22 protein-coding genes and 1 tRNA gene are annotated in these 22,695 nt (G+C 64.0%); 16 read left to right on the top strand and 7 right to left on the bottom strand.

The window, feature by feature from the left end:
* The first annotated feature begins 62 nt into the window (after positions 1-62).
* Positions 63-524, top strand: coding sequence for a MarR family winged helix-turn-helix transcriptional regulator (locus tag ACWF6P_RS09255; RefSeq protein WP_378544032.1), 462 nt, complete (start codon positions 63-65; stop codon positions 522-524).
* Here ACWF6P_RS09255 and ACWF6P_RS09250 read toward each other — a convergent pair.
* Genes ACWF6P_RS09250 through ACWF6P_RS09235 form a run of 4 tightly spaced genes read right to left on the bottom strand, consistent with a single transcriptional unit; the run spans position 521 to position 3,586 of the window.
* Entirely contained in the window at positions 521-1,327 is an 807-nt protein-coding gene (locus ACWF6P_RS09250) for an SCO1664 family protein (protein ID WP_378544029.1), read from the bottom strand. The two genes, ACWF6P_RS09255 and ACWF6P_RS09250, sit on opposite strands and share 4 nt — an antisense overlap.
* A gap of 4 nt (positions 1,328-1,331) precedes the next feature.
* Positions 1,332-1,931, bottom strand: a complete 600-nt coding sequence (locus tag ACWF6P_RS09245) for a DUF3090 domain-containing protein (RefSeq protein WP_030537532.1) — start codon at positions 1,929-1,931, stop codon at positions 1,332-1,334.
* Positions 1,932-1,986: 55 nt separating this feature from the next.
* On the bottom strand, positions 1,987-2,682 hold the full coding sequence (locus ACWF6P_RS09240) for a histidine phosphatase family protein (protein ID WP_452620833.1): 696 nt from the start codon (positions 2,680-2,682) through the stop codon (positions 1,987-1,989).
* 58 nt (positions 2,683-2,740) lie between these two features.
* Positions 2,741-3,586 (bottom strand): undecaprenyl-diphosphate phosphatase, encoded by an 846-nt coding sequence (locus ACWF6P_RS09235; protein WP_378446071.1) that lies wholly within the window; start codon positions 3,584-3,586, stop codon positions 2,741-2,743.
* Positions 3,587-3,814: 228 nt separating this feature from the next.
* On the opposite strand from ACWF6P_RS09235, the gene ACWF6P_RS09230 reads away from it, so the two are divergent.
* The 5 genes from ACWF6P_RS09230 to ACWF6P_RS09210 all read left to right on the top strand — a co-directional run bounded on the left by ACWF6P_RS09230 (position 3,815) and on the right by ACWF6P_RS09210 (position 8,554).
* A complete protein-coding gene (locus ACWF6P_RS09230; protein WP_003946175.1) occupies positions 3,815-4,750 on the top strand; it encodes an aldo/keto reductase in 936 nt (311 codons plus the stop codon).
* A gap of 92 nt (positions 4,751-4,842) precedes the next feature.
* Positions 4,843-5,529, top strand: a complete 687-nt coding sequence (locus ACWF6P_RS09225) for a biliverdin-producing heme oxygenase (RefSeq protein WP_452620832.1) — start codon at positions 4,843-4,845, stop codon at positions 5,527-5,529.
* Positions 5,526-6,533 (top strand): heme/hemin ABC transporter substrate-binding protein, encoded by a 1,008-nt coding sequence (locus ACWF6P_RS09220; RefSeq protein WP_452620831.1) that lies wholly within the window; start codon positions 5,526-5,528, stop codon positions 6,531-6,533. Before ACWF6P_RS09225 ends, ACWF6P_RS09220 begins: the two co-directional genes overlap by 4 nt.
* Before the next feature lie 138 nt (positions 6,534-6,671).
* On the top strand, positions 6,672-7,694 hold the full coding sequence (locus ACWF6P_RS09215) for a FecCD family ABC transporter permease (RefSeq protein WP_347873118.1): 1,023 nt from the start codon (positions 6,672-6,674) through the stop codon (positions 7,692-7,694).
* Positions 7,691-8,554, top strand: a complete 864-nt coding sequence (locus ACWF6P_RS09210; RefSeq protein ID WP_452620830.1) for a heme ABC transporter ATP-binding protein — start codon at positions 7,691-7,693, stop codon at positions 8,552-8,554. The genes ACWF6P_RS09215 and ACWF6P_RS09210 overlap by 4 nt, the downstream gene beginning before the upstream one ends.
* Here the strand turns inward: ACWF6P_RS09210 and ACWF6P_RS09205 are convergent.
* Positions 8,535-8,957 carry a hypothetical protein gene (locus ACWF6P_RS09205; protein ID WP_378446075.1) on the bottom strand — a complete coding sequence of 141 codons (423 nt, stop codon included), beginning with the start codon at positions 8,955-8,957 and terminating at the stop codon, positions 8,535-8,537. The two genes, ACWF6P_RS09210 and ACWF6P_RS09205, sit on opposite strands and share 20 nt — an antisense overlap.
* A gap of 183 nt (positions 8,958-9,140) precedes the next feature.
* Here ACWF6P_RS09205 and ACWF6P_RS09200 point away from each other — a divergent pair, with 183 nt between their 5' ends.
* The 3 genes from ACWF6P_RS09200 (at position 9,141) to ACWF6P_RS09190 (ending at position 11,560) form a co-directional block, all read left to right on the top strand.
* Complete coding sequence (locus ACWF6P_RS09200; RefSeq protein WP_378446076.1) at positions 9,141-10,166, top strand: NHL repeat-containing protein; 1,026 nt, start codon at positions 9,141-9,143, stop codon at positions 10,164-10,166.
* Positions 10,166-10,414 carry a DUF5703 family protein gene (locus tag ACWF6P_RS09195; protein ID WP_007733391.1) on the top strand — a complete coding sequence of 83 codons (249 nt, stop codon included), beginning with the start codon at positions 10,166-10,168 and terminating at the stop codon, positions 10,412-10,414. Before ACWF6P_RS09200 ends, ACWF6P_RS09195 begins: the two co-directional genes overlap by 1 nt.
* 75 nt (positions 10,415-10,489) lie before the next feature.
* A complete protein-coding gene (locus ACWF6P_RS09190; protein WP_452620829.1) occupies positions 10,490-11,560 on the top strand; it encodes a quinone-dependent dihydroorotate dehydrogenase in 1,071 nt (356 codons plus the stop codon).
* 58 nt (positions 11,561-11,618) lie between these two features.
* On the opposite strand, the gene ACWF6P_RS09185 is transcribed toward ACWF6P_RS09190, so the two are convergent.
* Together ACWF6P_RS09185 and ACWF6P_RS09180 are read right to left on the bottom strand one after the other, a co-directional pair.
* The gene (locus tag ACWF6P_RS09185; protein WP_452620828.1) at positions 11,619-12,155 is read right to left on the bottom strand and encodes a YbhB/YbcL family Raf kinase inhibitor-like protein; all 537 of its coding nucleotides are present in this window, start codon (positions 12,153-12,155) and stop codon (positions 11,619-11,621) included.
* Positions 12,156-12,220: 65 nt separating this feature from the next.
* The gene (locus ACWF6P_RS09180; protein ID WP_378532893.1) at positions 12,221-13,573 is read right to left on the bottom strand and encodes a M20/M25/M40 family metallo-hydrolase; all 1,353 of its coding nucleotides are present in this window, start codon (positions 13,571-13,573) and stop codon (positions 12,221-12,223) included.
* 118 nt (positions 13,574-13,691) lie between these two features.
* Here ACWF6P_RS09180 and ACWF6P_RS09175 point away from each other — a divergent pair.
* From ACWF6P_RS09175 to ACWF6P_RS09145, 7 genes are all read left to right on the top strand, one after another.
* A tRNA-Leu gene (locus ACWF6P_RS09175) sits at positions 13,692-13,777 on the top strand.
* A gap of 108 nt (positions 13,778-13,885) precedes the next feature.
* Positions 13,886-15,427, top strand: coding sequence for an SDR family NAD(P)-dependent oxidoreductase (locus ACWF6P_RS09170; RefSeq protein WP_378446080.1), 1,542 nt, complete (start codon positions 13,886-13,888; stop codon positions 15,425-15,427).
* Positions 15,428-15,611: 184 nt separating this feature from the next.
* Positions 15,612-16,043 carry a universal stress protein gene (locus tag ACWF6P_RS09165; protein ID WP_347872800.1) on the top strand — a complete coding sequence of 144 codons (432 nt, stop codon included), beginning with the start codon at positions 15,612-15,614 and terminating at the stop codon, positions 16,041-16,043.
* Between the two features lie 44 nt (positions 16,044-16,087).
* Positions 16,088-17,338, top strand: a complete 1,251-nt coding sequence (locus ACWF6P_RS09160; RefSeq protein ID WP_452620827.1) for a saccharopine dehydrogenase family protein — start codon at positions 16,088-16,090, stop codon at positions 17,336-17,338.
* Positions 17,339-17,490: 152 nt separating this feature from the next.
* Complete coding sequence (locus ACWF6P_RS09155) at positions 17,491-19,674, top strand: malate synthase G (protein WP_452620826.1); 2,184 nt, start codon at positions 17,491-17,493, stop codon at positions 19,672-19,674.
* A gap of 159 nt (positions 19,675-19,833) precedes the next feature.
* Positions 19,834-21,528, top strand: coding sequence for a VWA domain-containing protein (locus tag ACWF6P_RS09150; protein WP_452620825.1), 1,695 nt, complete (start codon positions 19,834-19,836; stop codon positions 21,526-21,528).
* Positions 21,528-22,676, top strand: coding sequence for a metallophosphoesterase (locus tag ACWF6P_RS09145; RefSeq protein ID WP_452620824.1), 1,149 nt, complete (start codon positions 21,528-21,530; stop codon positions 22,674-22,676). Before ACWF6P_RS09150 ends, ACWF6P_RS09145 begins: the two co-directional genes overlap by 1 nt.
* Positions 22,677-22,695: the final 19 nt, after the last annotated feature.

Genomic DNA, 22,695 nt, shown 5'->3' with positions numbered 1-22,695 from the left:
GATGAGGACTTGCCGACTATTTTGTTCAGCATGCTGAGTAATTGCAAACGGAAGGCAAAAACATGAGCAGCGACGGCCTGGACGACTGGCCCACCGGCCGACTGTTGTCCACCGCTGCACGCCTGGTAGAGCACTCGTGGGAGAAGGTTCTGCGGTCTCAGGACATGACTCACGCGGGCCTGATCGTGCTCCATTCGATCGCTGGTGGACCCGCGTCGCAACGCGACATCGCGAAGAACGCCCGAGTCACCGATCAGACGATGAGTCGCACGATCGACCGTCTCGAACGAGCGGGGCACGTCACCCGAGACACCGATCCGCGGGACGAGCGTCGGCGCGTGATCGCGATTACCGACGCCGGCCGCCAGACGTACGAGCGACTGCTGACGCTCGAGAAGGAAGATGCGGCATTGACCGTCGGGGTCGGGGATGTCGCCGCGCTGCGCGAACAACTACTGCGATTGGTTCGCTCACCCGGATTGAAGACCGCAACTCGCGAACAGCAGGAAACGTCTCGAGACTAGAAAGCCGGCCAGGGAATCGTTCGATGGCCGTTCGGTTCGGGCATCACAGCGGACTCTGCGAACTGCATCGCCCGCACCGCCAAAGCCACGATCTCTTCCTCGGTGATCAGTTCGGACAACTCGTCGCCCAGATCCCCGTCGAGAGTTGTCGCGAGTTCGGCGACGTCGGTAATCAAGGCGCCCGGTACGGGCTGCCCCGCCCACCCCCACAACACGGTCCGCAGCTTGTTCTCCGAGTGAAGACAGATTCCGTGATCAACCCCGTACACCGAGCCGTCGACGCCCTCGAGGGCGTGACCGCCCTTGCGGTCGGCATTGTTGATGAGGACGTCCAGAACGGCCATTCGTTGCAGCCGCGGATCGTCCGCATGGATGAGGGAGACGGGTTCGCCCTCCGAGTCGAAGGCCTGCAGAACCTCGAACCACCCGGGTGGGACATTGCCGGGACTGCACAGGTCGACCATCTCGAGGCCGCCCGATCCGTCCGCGCGGCGATCGACGGTGTCGATCCACCGCTGCACCATTCCTGGCCCGAAAGGACCGTCCCGCAACACTGTTCGCGGAATCACTCCCCAGCCCAGCGCCTCGGACACTCGGTACGACGCGACCTCACGCCCCGCCAGAGTGCCGTCCGGGAAATCCCACAGGGGGCGTTCCCCACGCACCGGCTTGTAGACCACACGGGTGGACTGCTCCCCCAGAGTCGACTCGCACACCAGCGTGGCGTTGCTCGCCGTGGTGATCTGACCGATCAGAGTCAGATCACCCTCGAGCAGAACGTCCGGCACCCCAGGTTCGGCCACGACGTCAGACCTCGTCGTCGTCTGCGTCGTCGATCGCAAAACCAAAGGACTCGCCGCGTCGGTAGCCGTTGGTGCGGATGCAGACGTGCCCCTCGGGCGCCAACGGTTCACCACACAGTGGGCACGGCGCGCGTCCCGCCGCGATGACGCGTTCGGACCGCAGCGAAAATTCGCGCGCTTGCTCAGGTGTCAGAAACACACGGACCGCGTCCGGACCGTCGTCGGCGTCGTCGAGGACAACCGATTCGTCGAACTCCGTCTCGCTGACGGCAAGCAACTCCACGACGACCGCGCCGGCATCGGCGTCCCAGCCGAGTCCCATCGTGCCCACCCGGAACTCCGCGTCGAGCGGAGTGACCAACGGGCTGAGATCGGAGACGTCGTCGGCTTGCGGCGGAACCTCGGTTCCGAACCGGCGATGTACCTCTTCGAGGAGTAGGCCCATGCGGTCGGCGAGGACCTGAACCTGCTGCTTCTCGAGCAGCACACTCACCACCCGTGCTTCGTGCACGGCCTGGAGATAGAAAGACCTGTCACCGGGTTCGCCCACCGTCCCTGCGACAAATCGGTCAGGAGTGCGAAATACGTGAATCGCGCGCGACATTGCACCTCCTCGAGTTCGAGCAGAACATCACTGAGTACCCATTATCCGTCACAGCTCACGCACCGACCTCTCCGCCGGGGACGGACTCCTGTGCAGGAGCCGAGCCGTTGGTCGCGGCCTTCGCTGCACCGATCGCTGCGAGCACGTCTCCGGTGTCGTTGACCCTCAGTACGAACGGCAGAGTGGCCGTGTACCGAATCACGCTGACCGAAGCGGGCTCGGCGACGATGCGCTGGAACGAATCGAGGTGCATCGCAAACGCATCGGCGAGAACCGATTTGATGACGTCGCCGTGCGTGCACGCGATCCAGACGACGTCTTTGCCGTGTTCTTCGGCCAGCCGTGCGTCGTGCTCGCGGATCGCGGCAACGGCTCGCGCCTGGACCTGGGCCAGTCCTTCACCGCCTGGGAACACGGCACCGGAAGCGTGGCGCTGCACCACTTTCCAGAGCGGTTCCTCCAGCAGTTCCTTGAGAGGGCGGCCCGTCCAGTCTCCGTAGTCGACCTCGATGAGGCGATCCTCCACCCGCGGCGTCAGACCACGGTCGACGGCAATGGGGCCGACCGTCTGCTCGCACCGCAACAGCGGCGAGCGGACGATCTCCGCGATGTCCAGACCAACCAGCCGATCGACGACGCCTTCGGCCTGTTTCCGGCCGTGATCGTCGAGTTCCACACCCGGCGTTCGACCGGCCAGGGTATGGGCAGTGTTGGACGTCGACCGCCCGTGCCGCAGTAGGACAACTGTCATTCCACAACCCTAATGGGGCGGTGGCCGCACGGACGGGTGGTCGACGTCGAAACGGGCCCTATGTCGCGGACACGACCCCTGTGGCCAGCAACGCAAGGACGACTACGCCGAGAGCGATTCTGTATCCGACGAACCAGTACATGGAGTGATCGACAACAAATCGAAGCAGCCAGGCGATCGCTGCGTAACCGACCGCGAAGGCGATGACGGTTGCCACCAGCAACTGCGGACCGCTCGCGTTCAGACCCTCACCGGCCGGCTCGAAGGCATCCGGGAGGCTGAACAAACCGGAGGCGAGAACTGCCGGAATCGCCAAGAGGAACGAGTAACGAGCTGCGGCCTCACGGGTGAGCCCGAGGAAAAGACCGGCGCTGATCGTGCCACCTGAGCGCGAGACGCCCGGGATGAGCGCGAGTGCCTGCGCCGAACCCATGATGATGCCGTCGCGCGCTGTGAGCGTTTCGATGGGCCGAGTCTTGCGCCCGTAGTACTCGGCAGCGGCGATGACAAGCGCGAACACGATCAACATTGTGGCGATCAACCACAGATTGCGTGCGCCGGTACGGATCTGGTCCTTGAAGAAGAACCCGAGAATGCCGACTGGAATGGTGCCGATGATGACGTACCAACCCATGCGGTAGTCGAGATCGCCCCGATGCTCGGCGTTGAACACACCCCGGAACCAGGCAGTGATGATCCTCACGATGTCGCGCGCAAAATAGATCAGCACTGCCAGCTCGGTGCCGAGCTGCGTCACCGCGGTGAAGGACGCACCGGCGTCACTGCCGAAGAATATCTCCGACACGATTCGCAAATGTCCGGAAGACGAGATGGGCAGGAACTCGGTCAATCCCTGCACGAGGCCCAGGATCACGGCCTGGAGCCAGGTCATCGCTTCGCCCATCACTCACCGATCCCGGCTGATTCGAATGGGGTTACTGCACACAGGTTTCGTGTGTCGGGTTCACGTTTCACCGGCGCCACGCTACCGGTGCTCACTGCAGCGCGCCGCGCCCGGCACGTCCGTGTCCGAATACCCCGACTCGAGGCGAGCGCCCACTAGTCTGCACGTGGTGAGATCTCTCGGGTGCCGCACTTGCGCACACGAGTCGGGCGCGAGATGCAGGCGGTTATGAAGCACAGATCTGTCGGAACGAGCGGACTTCGGGTCTCGCGACTTGGGCTCGGCACACTGACATGGGGACGCGACACGGACGGCGACGAGGCTGCGGCGCAGCTGCTCGCCTTCGCCGAGGCCGGCGGAACCTTGGTCGACACCTCGCCCGCGTACGGCGCCGGTGCGGCGCAACGGATCCTCGCCGAGTTGCTCGACGACGTCGTTCCGCGTGACGAACTCATCATCAGCTCTAGCGCCGGCATCGATCCCACTCCGATCGGCACCGACCGCGTCGACTGCTCGCGGCGCGGATTGCTCCGCCAACTCGACGCGACTCTTCGTGAACTCGGAACCGACTTCCTCGACATGTGGCAGGTCGCAACCTGGGATCCGCTCACGCCCGTCGACGAGGTTGCAGCAACCCTCGACTACGCGGTCTCGAGCGGCAAGGTGCGGTACGTCGGGGTACGAGGTTACCTCGGCTGGCAGCTCGCGACGGCCGTCGGAGCCGGTGGCGCAACAACACTCGCCGCGACGCAGGCCGAGTACTCACTGCTCGCACGCGGCGTCGAGGAGGAATTGTTCGCAGCGGCGGCCCATCACGGCGTCGGAGTGTTCGCCGCAGTGCCTCTCGCGGGCGGCGTTCTGACTGGCAAATACCGCGACGGCATTCCCGTCGATTCCCGCGGCGCCGACGAAGCACATTCACAGGACGTTCAGAGCTACCTCACCGATTCCTCGATCCGGGTGGTCGACGCCGTCGTTACCGCCGCCGACGGTCTGGGTACTTCACCACTGGCGGTGGCACTGGCCTGGGCGCGCGATCGCGCCGGGGTGGCCAGCGCCGTCGTCGGCACGCGTGATCTCGCCCAGTTGACAGGAGTACTGGCAACCGAAGAATTGGAACTTCCGAAAGCGATTGCCGCGGCTCTCGACGACGTGAGCGCTTGATCTGTCCCGCTGATCGAAATACCGAAGGTATCGTCTTGGCGAGGGCAGGCTAACCTAGTAGGCAACGCTTTACTACAGCCTCAGGAGAATCCATGACCACGCTCGACGCAGACAGCCTTTCCGCAGACGCAGGCCCCGCCTTCTCCGAACGAATCAAGACCGAGACGGACGCAGCGCACCGCGAGACCGAGCAGTCGCGTTTCGTGGATGCTCTGCTCGGCGGTGAGCTGACCACCGCAGGCTATGCCGCTCTCCTGGGGCAGACCTACCTCGTCTACACCAGCCTCGAAGAAGCCGGCCGCACCCACGCCGACAACGAGTTGGTCACTCCGTTCCTGTCCGAGGATCTGCTGCGGGTGGCTTCACTCGAGTCCGATCTCGAATTCCTCGGCGGACCGAACTGGCGCGACGAACTCGTGGCACTGCCGGCAACCGAGCGCTACATCGCCCGCCTGAAGGAGGTGGCGTTCGACTGGCCTGCCGGCTTCGTCGCACATCACTACCTTCGGTACATGGGCGATCTCTCGGGCGGACAGATCATCCGCCGCATGCTCGAACGCGCCTACGGATTCGAGACCGACGGACTTCGCTTCTACATCTTCGAAGGCATCCCCAAGCCGAAGCCCTTCAAGGACGATTACCGCTCGAATCTGGATGCACTGCAGATTCCTGCCGAGGAACAGCAGCGTTTCATCGACGAGGTGAATCTGGCGTACCGCCTCAACGGCGACCTGTTCGCCGACCTCGAAGGCGACATCGAGAGCTACCTCGTCAAATGATGAAACGCTTGGCCGCGGCGGCACTGGTCGCAGCAGCCGGTTTCGGTCTGGTGGCTTGCGGTTCCAGCGACAATTCCACGACATCTCAGGGTGCCCGGACCGCAGTACTCGAAGACTCCAGCCCGGTTCCCGTGTCCGACAACCCGACCGCGACACTGCCCGTGACGGTGAAGAGCTTCGACGGCGTCGACGTGACCATCACCGACATCAGCCGGATCGTTGCGGCCGACCGCTACGGGACGCTCGCGACGACGACGGTGGCGCTCGGCCTCGGTGACAATCTTGTCGGCCGCGACACTGCAGCCAAGTTCCCCGCAGTCGCAGACGTTCCGGTTGTCACGGTCGGCGGCCAATCGCTCAACACCGAGGCGATCCTCGACCTCGATCCCACCGTGGTTCTCACCGACACGAGTATCGGGCCCAAGAGCGTCCAGGATCAGTTGCGCGCCGCCGGTGTTCCTGTCGTCTTCTTCGATCCCACCCGAACACTCGAGGGTGTGCCGGGACAACTCCAGGCCGTCGCCGACGCGCTCGGCGTCCCCGCCCAGGGCGCGGCGCTGGTCGATCGGACCGAATCGGAAATCGCTGGAGCTCGTGATCTGGTCCCCGCCGAGGGCGATCCACTGAAGATCGCGTTCCTCTACATGCGCGGATCGGCCATCACCATGATCGGCGGTGAAGGGTCCGGAGCCGATTCCTTGATCGAGGCACTCGGCGCCACCGATGCAGGAACCGCCTCGGGCATCACACAACAGTTCGTGCCCATCACCAGCGAAGCGCTCATCGCCGCCGCGCCGGACGCCCTGCTCATGATGACGGACGGGTTGGCGTCGATCGGCGGTATCGACGGCCTCGATAAGGTCCCTGGCATTGCTCAGACACCGGCCGGAAAGAACAAACGAGTAGTCGACATGGAGGACGGAGTGTTGCTCAGCTTCGGGCCGAACACCGGACGTGTCATGGCGGCACTTGCCGAAGCGATCTACGAGCCCGGTGGATCGTGAGCAGAGATTTGTGAGTGTTGATTCGTGAGTACAGAAACAGATAGTTCCGACGCAGGTAAGACCGGGTCCGCAGCGGAGGATTCACACGACGTCAAGGGCGCCGACAAGTCGGCATCTCGCCCCGCGTCGCGGTCGCGGGTGAGTGCGGTTCTGATCAGCTTGACTCTCGCTCTGGTGATCGTCGCAGTGCTGTCGGCGTGCATCGGTCAGGTTCCGACGTCACCGCTCGAGGTTTTGGGCAGCATCCTGCACCGCATCGGGCTCGATCTCGGTCCGATGCCCGCCCATCCCAGTGGTGAAGTGACCTTGTGGGAGGTTCGTTTCCCCCGCGTCGTGCTCGCCATCTGTGTCGGCGCGGCGCTGGGATGTTCCGGTGCGCTTCTGCAAGGTGTGTTCTCCAATCCGCTGGCCGAGCCCGGAGTGATCGGAGTGTCCGCGGGTGCGGCGGTCGGCGCGAGCGCTGTCATCGTTGTCGGCGGCACGTTCGTGGCCGGCTGGGCTGTAGCTGCCGCCGCGTTCGTCGCCGGACTGGTCACCACCGCTGCGGTGTATCTGCTCGCTCGGCACGAGGGCAGAACCGAAGTGGTGACGCTGGTGCTGACCGGCGTTGCGATCAACGCGTTCGCCGGCGGTCTCATCGCCTTCTTCACCTTTGTCGCCAGCCCGTCTGCTCGCGATCAGATCGTGTTCTGGCAACTCGGCTCACTCAACGGTGCTTCGTGGAACGCAGTCCTGATCGTGGCCCCGATGACCGTCGTCGGGATCGCCGCGACCATGATGATCGCCCCACGTCTCGACCTGCTGGCGCTCGGTGAACACGCGGCCCGTCACCTGGGCGTCAATGTCGAACGGCTTCGCCAGTTCGCGGTTCTGATCGTCGCTCTCCTGGTCTCGGCGAGTGTTGCCTTCACCGGCATCATCCTCTTCGTCGGTCTGGTCGTTCCGCACCTGATGCGCATTCTCGTCGGACCTGGCCACCGCGCGCTGATTCCCGCGAGCGCCCTTGCCGGCGCACTGGTTCTGCTGGTCGCAGACCTCGGCTCGCGGTCGCTGATCGACAACGCGGACCTGCCACTCGGAATGCTGACCGCTCTGGTGGGTGGACCGTTCTTCTTCTGGCTTCTCCGACGCACTCGCGCACAACAGGGCGGGTGGGCATGAGCAGCCTCATCCGAAACTGGCGCGAACTCTTCGGCCGCGTCACCCCCGAACCGGAGAGCCCTGACGTCGGTGATGTCACCCTCGAAGCGCGCGACATCTCCGTCGAGCGCGGTGGTCGGCACATTCTCGAAGGCGTGTCCATCGAAGTCCGCGCCGGAGAAGTCGTCGTCCTCGTCGGACCGAACGGCGCCGGTAAGTCGACACTTCTTGCGGCGTTGGCCGGTGATCAGCCCGTCATCGCGGGGCGGGTGGACGTCGACGGCACCGACCTCACACAGTGGTCGCCGATCGACATGGCGCGCCGACGCGCGGTGCTCCCCCAGAAACACACCATCGGATTTTCGTTCAGTGCTCGCCAGGTCGTTCGCATGGGCCGCGCACCCTGGGCCGGAACTCGCCGAGAAGACCGCGACGGCGCTGCCATCACCGCGGCGATGAAGACCTGCGATGTCGAAGGGTTCGCCAATCGGCCGTTTGCCGTGCTGTCCGGTGGCGAGCAGGCGCGAGTCGCACTTGCGCGGGTACTGGCGCAGGAAACGTCGACCATCCTGCTGGACGAACCGACGGCAGCACTCGATCTCGGACACCAGGAGGCGGTGATGTCCGTGGCGCGCGCCCGCGCTGCGGACGGCGATGCCGTCGTCGTCGTGTTGCACGATCTCGCGTTGGCAGCGGCGTACGCGGATCGGATCGTCGTGCTCGAAAATGGACGGATCGCCGCTGACGGTCCCCCGGAATCGGTGTTGCACGAAGAACTTCTGACCCGCGTCTACGGTTATCCGGTCGAGGTGTTTCCGCATCCGAAGACCGGAGCAACCCTGGTGATCCCGCGCCGAGAATTCACCGAACAGAATCGATGATCGATCCCAGCCTGCTGAGGACGGCTCTCACCGTCGGCAGGCTGCGACTGTCGGCCTCACGAACTCCGTCACCGGAACCGGGCTGTGACCAATCAGCCTCCGTCGAGAGAACTGCGTCGCGGACCACACCGGCGATGCTTCGCTCGTCGGTCAGATCGATATCGGTCACCGATCGCTCGGCCGTAGCAATGACATCCGACGGGGTTGGCACACTGTGCTCGCAGTATTCGCCGTAAACCTCGACGAACAACACGCTCTTGCGTACGCGAAACGCGAAAGTTCGACCGTCGGACCTGCCGAAACCGTGTGCGTGAGCGCCGACGGTGAGGTCCTCGATCTCGAAGCCCGGCCGCGCCGGTTCGGGCGACTGCGCGCCGGAATCGGTGGGTTCTGTGGGAATCACAATGATCTCCTCGGTGATTGCAGCGTCAACCGCAATCGCTGTTCGTACGGTATCGCGTCAAGGGTGTGAGCGGAATGGTCGGTAGTTCCTCGACGCGATGAACGGCGCCCGACTGCGATCAGGGATGATCGATGACAGTCGCACTGCGTGAAGAACAGATGACAAGAAAAAGAGGAACTACACATGGCTCGCCTAGGGATCCGCACCACTGCAGCAGCAATGGGGGCGGCGGTTCTGCTGGTCACAGGATGTTCTTCCGGAGATGGCGGAGACGACCTCATCACGATCGATCCCGCAACGGCCGCGGTCTCGCCGGCCACCACCAGCACCCCGGACGGCGTGGTTCACCCGTATTCAGGTCTGATCGATTCCATCACATTCGACCCGATCACGCGCAGCGCTGTCCTGGTCGCCGGCAACCCCCGCTCGGTGCTGGTCGTTCCTGCGGACGGCTTGTCCGGCGCCGACCCGGCCTCGACAGGTCGTCCGATCACCCTGAATTCGGACGTGCGCGACGTCTCGATCGCCGCTGACGGCAACGCGCTGCTGTCGATGGATCGCCAGGTAGTGAAGCTGAATCTGACTTCGGGCGAGCAGACGTCCATCCCGGTCGACGGCCAGGCAAACTCCGCGGTCGAACTCACCGACGGCCGCATCGCGATCGGTACGGACAATGGTTCAGTTCACATCGTCGACCCGAAGACCGATCAGTCACAGAAGGTTTCGGGATTCGCATCCGTGGACGAACTCGCGGTGACCGGCGACAACCTGAGCGCCCTCGATCACCGTCAGACCTCGCTGACGGCGATCAACCTCGAAGACGGCAAACTCGGCGTTGCACTCCGTGCCGGTGAGGGTGCGACCCACCTGGCCACCGATCGCTTCGGACGCATCCTTGTCACCGACACCACCGGCAACGAACTGCTCGTCTTCACTGCCGATCCGCTCCTGATGCACCAGCGCTACCCCGTCGGCGAGTCGCCGTACGCCGTTGCCTACGACGAGACCGCGGATCGAGTGTGGGTCACGCTGACCGCAACCAACGAGGTAGTCGGCTTCGACCTGTCGTCCGGCATCCCTGTGGAGACCGGACGGTTCAAGACGGTGCGACAGCCGAATTCGTTGGCCGTAGACTCTTCCAACGGCAATCTGATCGTCGGATCGGCAACCGGTGACGGGCTGCAGGTCATCCCGTCACGGGAGAACTGATGGAAAAGCGTGCGCGCGGGATCCCCGCGCAGTGGGAAACGTCGGACGACAAGTTCGACTACGTGCCACTCCGGCTACCGCCGAACGTTTCGCGGGTCACGGCGTCGATGCGGCTGGCGATCTCCGCCGAGTTCGGCGGTTGGGAACTCTCCCGCGTTCGTCTCTACCCCGACGGCAGCCGACGTGTGCTTCTCAAGCGCAAGAAGACGCCGCTGCACGTGACCGATCCGGACGGCATTCAGCACTGATCGTTCGAAATACGAACAGGATCCGTCGCCGTCGAAGCCGCTGACAACATCACACCACCGAAGAGCTGGAGAATCGTGTACCAACTGCTGCTGAGCCTGATGTTCCGGGTACCACCGGAACGCATCCACCACATTGCCTTCACTGCGATGAAACTGGTGACACGGTTCGCTCCCCTTCGCTGGCTGGTCTCGAAAGTTCTTGTCGTCGACGACCCGGTTTTGCGCAGTCAGGCTTTCGGTCTGACGTTCCCCGCACCTCTCGGTCTGGCGGCCGGATTCGACAAGGACGCCACCGGAGTCGACGCCTGGGGCCCGTTGGGCTTCGGTTTCGCCGAGGTCGGTACGGTGACGGCCCAGGCTCAGCCCGGTAACCCCGCGCCGCGTCTGTTCCGGCTTCCGGCCGATCACGCTCTGATCAACCGGATGGGCTTCAACAACCACGGCGCCGGTCATGCCGCCAACTTCCTGCGGCAGCGCCGCGTCACGGTGCCGATCGGCGCCAACATCGGCAAGACCAAGATCGTCGAAGCCGCCGACGCCGCCGCCGACTACACCGCCAGCGCGCAGCTTCTCGGACCGCTGGCCGACTTCATGGTCGTGAATGTCAGCTCGCCGAACACACCCGGACTCCGTGATCTACAGGCCGTCGAATCACTGCGCCCGATCCTGCAGGCCGTGCTCGACACCGTCAGCGTGCCGGTACTGGTGAAGATCGCGCCCGACCTCTCGGACGAGGACGTCGACGCGGTCGCCGATCTGGCAATCGAACTCGGACTTGCCGGAATAGTCGCGACCAACACCACGATCCGTCGCGACGGTTTGAACACCCCGGACGCAGAGGTAGCTGCACTCGGCGCGGGCGGGCTGTCCGGCGCACCGGTTGCCGAGCGCTCGCTCGAGGTACTTCGGCGCCTGTACGCCCGAGTGGGCGACAAGATAACCATCATCTCGGTCGGCGGTATCGAGACGGCCGATCAGGCGTGGGAACGGATCCTCGCCGGCGCGACGCTGGTGCAGGGATACACCGGCTTCATCTACGGCGGACCGTTCTGGGCCCGCAGCATCCACAAAGGCATCGCCAAGCGCGTGCGCGCGGCAGGCTTCTCGTCGATCGCGCAGGCGGTCGGAGCTGAGAACCCTCGTTAGAAACTGCTGTGCGCCTTTATTAACCGCGGGCGGTTAATAAAGGCGCACAGCGGGGTGACTATTCGACCTCGAACGTCCCGGTCAGGGTTGCACGCGCAATCGCGTGATGGAACACGTTGAAACCGAGGAACGCCGGTGACGAGTCGGCAGTGACACCGTCGAGCGTCCCCACGTCGAGGGCATGCACTGCGACGATGTAGCGATGCGGACCGTGCCCGGGAGGCGGGCCTGCACCGATGAAACCGAACCCGCCGCCGTCGTGGCGGAGCGTGACGGTTCCGGCAGGCAGGACACTGCTGTCGGCCGCGCCGGCACCGGCCGGAAGTTCGGTGACGGAAGCCGGAATGTTCGCCACGGCCCAATGCCAGAATCCCGACGCCGTCGGTGCGTCCGGGTCGAACACCGTCACGACAAAACTCTTCGTCTCGGCCGGAAAGCCCGACCACGAGAGCTGCGGTGAGATGTCTTCGCCACCGGGAACACCGAAGGCACCACTGGCCTGAGCAAGCTTCAGCGGCTGGCCGGCAGTGATGTCGTCACTGGTCAGCTCGAAACTCGGCAACTTCGGCAATGGTTCGTACGGATCGTGCGCCATGCGAATCCTTTCTGTGACAAGAGAGCTCGATGTGAGTCGAGCTCACGGATCTATCCACGTGCTCGTCAGGAATTGAGCAGGAAATGTTCCAGAACACGTGTCCCGAACAGTAGTGCGTCCACCGGAACTCGCTCGTCGACGCCGTGGAACAGCGCGCTGAAATCCAGCTCGGGCGGCAACTGCAACGGTGCGAAACCGAAGCAGCGAATGCCGAGTTTCGCGAATGCCTTCGCGTCGGTTCCACCGGAGAGCATGTACGGAACTGTGCGAGCCTCCGGATCGTGGGCGAGAATCGCCTCGTTCATGGCGTCGACAAGGTGGCCGTCGAACGTCGTCTCGTACGAGTCCAGCTTGGTGATCCACTCGCGGGTCACGTCGGGACCGATCAGTTGGTCCACCGTTCGCTCGAATTCGGCCTGCCGGCCCGGCAGCACACGGCAGTCGAAGACCGCCTCGGCCGTCTGCGGAATGACGTTCGCCTTGTAACCGGCCTTGAGCATCGTCGGGTTCGCGGTGTCACGGAACGTCGCCCCGATGATGTTGGCGATCGTGCCCAGCTTCGCGAGGGTCCCGTCGATGTCGGGTGATCCCGGATCGAAGTCCAATCCGGTCTCTTCGCCGACGGCGGTCAGGAACTCCGCGACGGAATCGGAGATCACGATCGGGAACTGGTGGGCAGCCAGCCTCGAGACCGCGCCGGCGAGTGTGGCGACCGCGTTGTCGTCGTGCAGGAAGGAGCCGTGCCCGGCGCGTCCCTTGGCGGTCAGACGCATCCACCCGAGACCTTTTTCCGCAGTCTCCACCAGGTAGAGGCGGCGGTCGGTTCCGTCAGGTCGCGGAACCGTCAGCGAGAAGCCGCCGACCTCACCCACGGCCTCGGTCACTCCCTCGAACAGATCCGGGCGATGCTCGACCAGCCACTGGCATCCGTACTTTCCGCCGGCTTCCTCGTCCGCCACGAAGGCGAACACCAGATCACGCGGCGGTACGACGCCTTCCGCCTTGAACTGTCTGGCGAGGGCCAGGATCATCCCGACCATGTCCTTCATGTCCACGGCGCCGCGCCCCCAGACGTAACCGTCCTGGACGGTGCCGGCAAAGGGGTGCACGCTCCAGTCGGCGGGCTCGGCCGGGACGACGTCGAGGTGACCGTGAAGCATCAGCGCGCCGCGACCCGACTCGGCTCCCTTCAAGCGAGCAAAGACATTCCCGCGGCCAGGTGCACCGGACTCGACGTATTCCGTCTCGTAACCGACTTCTTGAAGCTGCGCGGCAACCCACTCCGCGCACGCACGCTCGCCTTTGGTGGTTTCGAGTTCTCCCGTGTTCGAGGTGTCGAAGCGGATGAGAGAACTGACCAGTTCGACTACTTCTGCTTCGGCTCTGCTCGGATTCGGATTAATCGGGGTTGTGGTCATTCCACTTTCCTACCATCGAATCAAACGGCGCGGGCGACCGGAATGCCCCGCAACCTGGCGATTTGGGGCAGCTGAGCTAATCGGATACTCTTTCCCAGCACCGAGAAATCGGGGCCGAGTCCGAGTGGCGGAATGGCAGACGCGCTAGCTTGAGGTGCTAGTGTCCTATTAACGGACGTGGGGGTTCAAGTCCCCCCTCGGACACTCTGTGTTGAGACAGACAGGAAAAGCTCCGGTTCATCGAACCGGAGCTTTTCTCGTAATTGGCGAAGTTCCCGAACCAGGGAACAGTCCGCGCGAGCGGCGATCGAGATGGAACAGAAGTTCGAAGTGGATACAGACACCAAGAAGTCGGATGCACTGCAGGCAGATTCGCTGGAAACAGCCGATTCAGAATCTGCTCGAGCCGAACTCACCGGACTCGACCCCTCAGAACTCGAAATCTGCTTGAAGGTCCTTTCCGAAGCCGCCGAACTCGACGACGAGCATCCCGACTCGATCACCATGCAGCGCGCTGTCGGCCATCTGTTCAAGCGACTCAAGAAGAAGCGCCGCCTCGCTTCGCGCGCAGCCGTCAACGAAGCCGACCGCCAAGTGGTCGCCGCGACGGCCACCGGTTCACCCGATCGCATCGACGACGAAACCGCTGGAATTCCGATCAAGTCGAACACCGCGGGCGCTTCCGCCGGCACGCTCATCAAGGCGCGGCCGTGCTACATCTGCAAGCAGCGCTACACCGCAGTCGATGCCTTCTACCACCAACTGTGCCCCGATTGCGCTGCCACCAGCCGCAGCAAACGTGACGCCAGCACCGATCTGACCGGCCGACGCGCACTACTCACCGGCGGCCGCGCGAAGATCGGCATGTACATCGCTTTGCGCCTGTTGCGTGACGGTGCGCATCTGACCATCACGACGCGATTCCCCAACGACGCGATCCGCCGATTCAAGGCGATGGAGGACAGCAACGACTGGATTCATCGTCTGCGCATCGTCGGCATCGACCTCCGCGACCCCGCCCAAGTTGTTGCACTCGCGGATTCTGTTGCCGCACAGGGTCCGCTCGACATCCTCATCAACAACGCCGCACAAACAGTTCGACGCTCCCCCGGTGCTTACGGCGCTTTGGTGGACGCCGAATCCGGCGCACTGCCTGCCGGTGAACTGCCCGATGTCCTGACCTTCGGCAAGACGAGCGACGCTCACCCCGCTGCTCTGGCCGGATCGCTGTCGGACGTCGCGAGTATCACCTCCGGAAATCTCTCGGCCGACGCGGTCAGTTCGCTCGCTCTCGTCGCCAAGTCGGCGTCACCCGATCGCATCGAGCAGGGCATTGCCATCGACGCCGGCGGACTGCTGCCGGACCTCGCGCACACCAACAGCTGGGTTCAGACCGTCGAAGAGGTCGATCCGATCGAGCTTCTCGAAGTCCAGCTCTGCAACTCGGTGGCGCCCTTCATCCTCGTTTCGCGCCTGCGCCCGTCGATGGCTGCGGCCGCAGCGCGACGCAAGTACGTCGTGAACGTTTCCGCCATGGAGGGTCAGTTCAGCCGCGCGTACAAGGGCCCTGGCCACCCGCACACCAACATGGCCAAGGCAGCACTGAACATGTTGACCCGCACCAGCTCCAAGGAAATGCTCGACGACGGCATCCTCATGACCGCCGTCGACACCGGCTGGATCACCGACGAACGCCCACACTTCACCAAGATGCGGTTGGCCGACGAAGGTTTTCACGCACCACTCGACCTCGTCGACGGTGCCGCCCGCGTCTACGACCCCATCGTTCAGGGTGAACTGGGCGTCGACCTGCACGGCTGCTTCCTCAAGGACTACAAACCCTCGCCGTGGTGAGATGGGCGGCACGGCCGCGGTGATGATGGGCGGCACCGCCGCAGTGGTGACAGGCGGCACCTAGCCGCCCCGATGTGGCGATCTCGTCACCCCCAAACCCCCGTGTCGAGTAGCTCATTTCAGGTAGAGCACAGCATCGCAGGCGATAATGGACTGCGAACCTGCTCACCGACTCGGAGGAACCATGACGATCGCCGTCGTACACAAGGACAGCCCGGAAGGCCGCGCCGCAATAGTGGCCGCTGCACGGGAATCCGTGGGTCGAAGCGAAGAACTGCTGGTTCTGCACGTCCTGGACGACGTCAACATCGGAGACACCGTCAGTATCGGAAACACCGAGGATGATCGGGCCGCTCTTCGCGGCGAGATTCAGTCGGCGCTCGACGCCGGTGGATTCTCGGAGACGAAGTGGGATCTGCGCACCACCGAGCATGACGGCGATCCAGTGACCGCGCTCGTCAACCTGGTGCACGGCGCGGGTGTCGATCTCCTGATCGTCGGAACGCGCCGGATGTCCCCCATCGGCAAGTTCCTGCTCGAACGCCCACTGCAGCGCCTGTTGCTCGAAGTCGAGGCTCCGATCCTCGTCGTCAAGGAACCCCTCCCCGCCGAGTGACCGCGGTCACATCACTTTCCGGTACTCGTTTGTAGGCTGGCTCCATGACTGGAACCTCGCCCGCCCGAGAACTCGACATCATCGTCTACGGAGCGAGCGGCTTCGTCGGAAAGCTACTCGCCGACTACCTGGTCAAACACGCACCCGAAGGCACGAAGATCGGCCTCGGCGGCCGCTCACTCGAGAAGTTGGCAGCCACCCGCGCGGATCTGGGTACCGCCGCTGCCGACCTCCCCCTGATCATCGCCGACGCCGACGACGCCACAGCACTGAAGGCACTCGCCCAGCGAACCCGGGTCGTCGCCACCACGGTCGGTCCGTACGCCAAGTACGGCCACGCTCTTGTTCACGAATGCGCTGCCGCCGGAACTCATTACGTCGACCTCACCGGCGAGGTGCTGTTCCACCGCGAGAGCATCGACGCCAACCACGACCTGGCCGTGTCGACCGGTGCCAAGATCGTCCATTCCTGCGGATTCGATTCCATCCCTTCCGATCTCGGAGTTCACGTCCTGCACGAGAAGGTCGCCGCCGACGGCGCCGGCGAACTCACCGACACCACCCTGGTAGTCACCGCGCTGCGCGGAGGCGTGAGCGGTGGCACCATCGATTCGCTTCGCAACCAGATCGACGTGTCGAAAGACGATGCGCCCCTGCGGAAACTCGCCGCCTCGCCGTACTCGCTGAGCCCCGATCGTGATCGGGAGCCCGAACTCGGACGCCAGAGCGACGTGAGCGTGGTCGACGGCAAGAAGATCGATCCTTCACTGAAGGGGTGGAAGGCACCGTTCGTGATGGCGTCGTACAACACACGAGTCGTCCGTCGCAGCAATGCGCTCCGAGAGTGGGCGTACGGCAAGAAGTTCAAGTACAGCGAGGTGATGAGCGTCGGCTCTTCCGTCGTGTCTCCGGTGATCGCGGGCGGAGTGGCGGTCGGCCTCGGTGCGCTGGTCGCCGGACTCGCCCTTCCGCCGACGCGCTTCCTTCTGGACAAGGTATTGCCTGCTCCCGGTGAAGGTCCGAGCGAGAGCACCCAGAAGAAGGGTCATTTCACGCTCGACGTGTTCACCACGACCACGACCGGCGCTCGATACACATCACGAGTGAAGGCGAAGGGCGACCCGGGATACAGCGCGACGGCGGTGATGCTCGGCGAATCTGCGTTGTCGTTGGCGAAGGACCACAGGGACCTCCCACAGGCCACCGGCGTCCTGACCCCCGCGACAGCGCTCGGCGACGTCCTGGTCGAGCGTCTGCGCAAAGCCGGTTTCGAGATTTCCGCGCGCAAACTCTAGACAGAACGAATTTCACTTGATCGTTTCAGCTATTCGCGCCCGATTATCGCAGCTCAGGGCGCGGACAGCGGTGGGAATACTCCCAGGTAACATTGATGTTGGTTCATGGCATCCATATGTGGTGCTCCGCTTTCGGAAAAGTGAGGCTATTCATGACTGAGCGCGTTCAGGTCGGCAGTCTTCAGGTTGCCAAGGTTCTCTACGACTTCGTGGTCGAGGAGGCTCTTCCCGGCACCGGTGTAGACGCCGAAACGTTCTGGGCCGGCGCCGACAAGGTCATCACCGAGCTCGCACCGAAGAACCGCGACTTGCTTGCCAAGCGTGACGATCTGCAGGCTCAGATCGATCAGTGGCATCGCGATCACGCCGGCGCTCCCATCGACGCCGCCGCGTACAAGGCGTTCCTGCAGGAAATCGGCTACCTTCTGCCGACGCCTGCCGAGTTCTCGGTCACCACCGCGAACGTCGACACGGAGATCACCTCTACGGCCGGCCCGCAGTTGGTCGTCCCGATCCTCAACGCGCGCTTCGCACTCAACGCGTCCAACGCCCGCTGGGGTTCGTTGTACGACGCGCTGTACGGCACCAACGCCATCTCGGAGGAGAACGGCGCCGAGAAGGGTTCCGGCTACAACAAGGTCCGCGGCGACAAGGTCATCGCCTGGGCGCGTGAATTCCTCGACGCCGCAGCACCTCTCGCGTCGGGATCGCACGCAGATTCAACCAAGTACATTGTCGACGGCAGCGAACTGAAGATCACGTTGGCAGACGGTACGGTCACCACGCTCGCCCAGCCGGAGAAGTTCGTCGGCTACCTCGGCGAGAAGGACGCACCCACGAGCATCCTGCTGCTCAACAACGGACTGCACGCCGAGATCCAGATCGACGCATCCTCGCCGATCGGCAGCACCGACGCAGCCGGCGTCAAGGACGTCGTTCTCGAATCCGCCGTCACCACCATCATGGACTTCGAGGACTCGGTCGCCGCTGTCGACGCCGACGACAAGGTTGTCGGTTACCGAAACTGGTTGGGCCTCAACCGCGGTGACCTGTCCGAGGAGATCAAGAAGGGTGCCAAGTCCTTCACTCGTACGCTCAACGGCGACCGTAAGTACACGGCCGTCGACGGCAGCGAACTCAGCCTGCACGGTCGTTCACTTCTGTTCGTCCGCAACGTCGGTCACCTCATGACCAACCCCGCGATCCTCGACGCCGACGGCAACGAGGTTCCCGAGGGCATTCTCGACGCTTTGATCACCAGCACCTGCGCAGTCCACGGCCTGTCGATCAGTGACGCCAACGGCCCGCTCGACAACAGCCGCACCGGCTCGATCTACATCGTCAAGCCCAAGCAGCACGGTCCCGAGGAAGTTGCGTTCACCACCGAACTGTTCGGCCGCGTCGAGCAGGTCCTCGGGCTTCCCGAGAACACGCTCAAGGTCGGCATCATGGACGAGGAGCGTCGCACGACAGTCAACCTCGCTGCCTGCATCAAGGAAGCCGTCGACCGCGTCGTGTTCATCAACACCGGCTTCCTCGACCGCACCGGCGACGAGATCCACACCTCCATGGAAGCCGGCGCGATGGTGCGCAAGGCCGAGATGAAGAAGCAGAAGTGGATCGGCGCCTACGAGGACTGGAACGTCGACACCGGACTGGCCTGCGGCCTGCAGGGCAAGGCTCAGATCGGTAAGGGCATGTGGGCCATGACCGAGCTGATGGCGGACATGCTCGAGCAGAAGATCGGCCACCCCAAGGCCGGCGCAAACACCGCGTGGGTTCCTTCGCCGACCGGCGCAACGCTGCACGCGACGCACTACCACCGCGTCGACGTGTTCGCTGTTCAGGACGGACTGAAGGGCAAGCCGCGCGCGAGCGTCGACGACATCCTGACCATCCCGCTCGCTCCCAGAACCGACTGGACGGACGCGGAGAAGAAGGAAGAGCTCGACAACAACTGCCAGTCCATCCTCGGTTACGTCGTCCGCTGGATCGACGCCGGCGTCGGCTGCTCCAAGGTTCCCGACATCCACGATGTCGCGCTCATGGAGGACCGCGCCACGCTGCGCATCTCGAGCCAGCTGCTCGCCAACTGGCTGCGTCACGGCATCGTCAGCGAAACCGACGTCGTGACTGCGCTCGAGCGCATGGCACCGGTTGTCGACCGTCAGAACGAGGGCGACGCCGAGTACCGCAACATGGCACCTGATTTCGATTCCAACATCGCTTTCCAGGCTGCCAAAGAACTCATCCTGGAAGGTGCGAAGCAGCCCAGCGGATACACGGAGCCGATCCTGCATCGCCGCCGCCGCGAGTACAAGGCTGCCAACGCCTGATTTCACCTTCTTCGAACTCGAAGCTGAACCCGAACAGCCTCGGCACCGCTCCCGGTGTCGAGGCTGTTCGCGTAGGCCCCGAAGATTCGTCACTAGACTGGCCGAGGACACAGTCCGTTCAACAGACATTCTTCGAGTGACCAAGGTAGGGCAAGGTACGTGGGCGAACATCGCGGCGGGTCAGGCGCCAGAGGTATCAGCAAGGGGCCGATTCTTGTCGTCGTGCTGATCGTCTTGATCGTGGCAGGCTTCTTCGGATGGAAGGCCCTCAGCAACCGGATCGACGATCAGGGACAGCAGGCAGCAGGCACGTGCGTCGAGGGCAACAAGACGCTCGACGTCTCCGCGGATCCGTCCATCGCCCCACAGGTCGAGGAACTGGCGAAGCGGTACACCCAAACCTCGCCGGTGGTGCGTGATCACTGCATCGCCGTTGTGGTGCACGGTGCGCCGTCCGCGTCGGTCTCGACGGCACTCGAAGCCGGTCCGGCGGCGCCATGGGACGACGCAGCATTGGGACCGCGTCCCTCCCTGTGGATCCCGACGAGTTCGTTCGAACTCGCGCCGCTAGCGGGCAAGGCCGTGATCAACGGTGATCCTCGCTCGCTCGCGAGTTCCCCGATCGTTCTGGCAGCCGGTCCCGAGACCGCAGCAGCATTGGCCGGCGCAGCATCGAGTTGGAAGTCATTGCCTTCGGATCTGACGGTTGCCCTGCCGGTCGGAAGTACCGAAACATCGATGGCTGCACAGGCAATCGCTGCCGATGTCGCCGATGCGGGCGCCGGTCCGGTCACGACGGATCAAGCGAAGTCCGCCCAGGTCAACGCTGCACTCAGTGCGCGGGCGTTGCAATTCCAATCCTTGCCGACTCCCCCCACGTCCACCGCCGAAGCCCTCGGTGCACTGAGCGCCGGAACACCGGATTCGGTGAAAGCCGTTCCGGCCACGGAACAGTCGATAGCGCAGAGCGCGAACGCTGCAATGACGACGTACTCACCCACCGGCGCAACGCCCGTCGCGGACTATCCGGCGGTCATCGTCGCTGGCAGCGGGATCGACGAAACGGCTTCGCGCGCAGCGGCACAGTTTGCCGACTTCATGCGTGAGCCGAATCAGTCACAGTTGTTCGTCGGCGCCGGTTTCCGGGTCGAGGGCCAAGACCTTCCCGATCTCGGTGCGGTGTCCCCGGCCAAGATCTCGTCCACGTTGAAACCGGCTTCGGCCGAAACCGCAGCCATGCTCGGTGACATCGTCGCCAACCCGGTCTCTCCGCGTAGTGCCACCATCCTGATGGACACGTCGGCGTCGATGGGTACCGACGACGGTGGCACTACCCGCTTGGCGAACGTTGCCGCGGCAGTGAACACTCAATTGGGTCGCAGCCCTGACGCTTCGGACATCGGCCTTCGCGAGTTCAGCACGGGCACCGACGGAAAACCGTCCGAGCGCATCCTGGTTCCGGGCGGTTCACTGTCCGAGCCGAATCGGCGTGCCACGATCACGGATTTCCTCAACGGGCTTCGCTCCGGCGGAAAGACCTCCAAGTATCCGGCGCTCGCCAGTTCGTACAAGGCTGCGGTGGACGGTTTCGACGCGGGACGGGTCAACTCGGTGCTGCTGATCACCTCGAGTACACCTGACGAGTCCACTACGACGCGAAGCGAATTGCTCAGCGCGATCGCCGCTGCGGGCAATCCGTCGCGTCCGGTGCAGGTCGACGTGATCGTCGTCGGTGCAGGCAACGACGTCTCCACGCTCCAAGACGTCTCGGATAGGACGGGCGGAAGTTTGGTTCGCGTCGATTCGACGTCCGACCCCGCTCTCGCGGCTGCAGTGACCAAGATGCTGTCCTGATGGGGCGCGTCGCGGTTTTTGCAGTCCTTCTCGCCCTTCTGACCTGGTTCCTGCATCGCCGACTCGTTCGCGCCACCGGCATCCCGAGGCGATGGGCTCGTCTCGCCGACACTGCGCTTGTCGTCTTGGCGGTCTCGACGCTCATCGGGGTCGGCAGCGGCGAAGTCTTTCCGACATCGTGGGCGCGACCGCTCGGATTTGTCGGATGGGTCTGGCTGGCTTCGTGGCTGTATCTGATTCCCGGACTGCTCGTGATCGGCCTGTTCGCCGGGATCGGTCGACTACGTGCACGCCACACGGATACCACGACCGAAGTCGACCCAGCCAAGCGTCGTACGTTGCAGTTGGCTACAGCAGCAGTCACTCTCGCGGCGATCGGCACCGCCGGCTACGGCGTCTACGAGGCGTCGGGCCCCAAGATTTCCCGCGTCCGCGTGCCGCTCGCTCGCCTACCTGAGGGCTTCAACGGGTACCGGATCGCCTTGATCACCGACCTGCACGTGGGACCGGCCCGCGGGGTCGGCTTCACCCGCAAGGTGGTCGATATCGTGAACTCGCAGAATGTCGATCTGATCGCGATCGGCGGCGACCTCGTGGACGGAACCGTCGCGAAAGTTGCTCCCGATCTTGCTCCGCTCGCCGATCTTCGGGCGCCCGACGGAATCTTCGGAGTCAGCGGAAACCACGAGTTCTACGCCGACGACGGCGGCAAATGGCTCGACGTGTGGGAGACATTGGGGATCACCACACTTCGCAACAGCCGCACCTCGATCCAGCATGGCGGCGATACCATCGACATCGTGGGCATCCACGACTACACGTCGCCGGTCCCGTACGAGCCGAACCTGACTGCCGCGCTCGCAGGTCGCGATCCGAATACTTTCGCCTTGCTTCTCGCGCACGAACCGCGTCAAGCGATCGAGGCGTCCGAGATGGGTATCGATCTGCAACTGTCCGGGCACACTCACGGCGGTCAGATGTGGCCGTTGAGGTATCTCGTTCCGCTGCAGCAGCCTTCGGTGCAAGGTTTGGACAAGGTCGGAAACACCGTGCTGTACACGACACGTGGCGCCGGGGCCTGGGGCCCTCCGGTACGCGTCGGCGCACCGCCGGAGATCACCGTTCTCGAACTCGTACGCGAGAGGTGATGATCTCCGGCGGGCACAC

It is taken from the genome of Rhodococcus sp. NPDC055024, from assembly GCF_053608585.1.
This window is presented reverse-complemented; position numbering and strand designations above follow the sequence as displayed.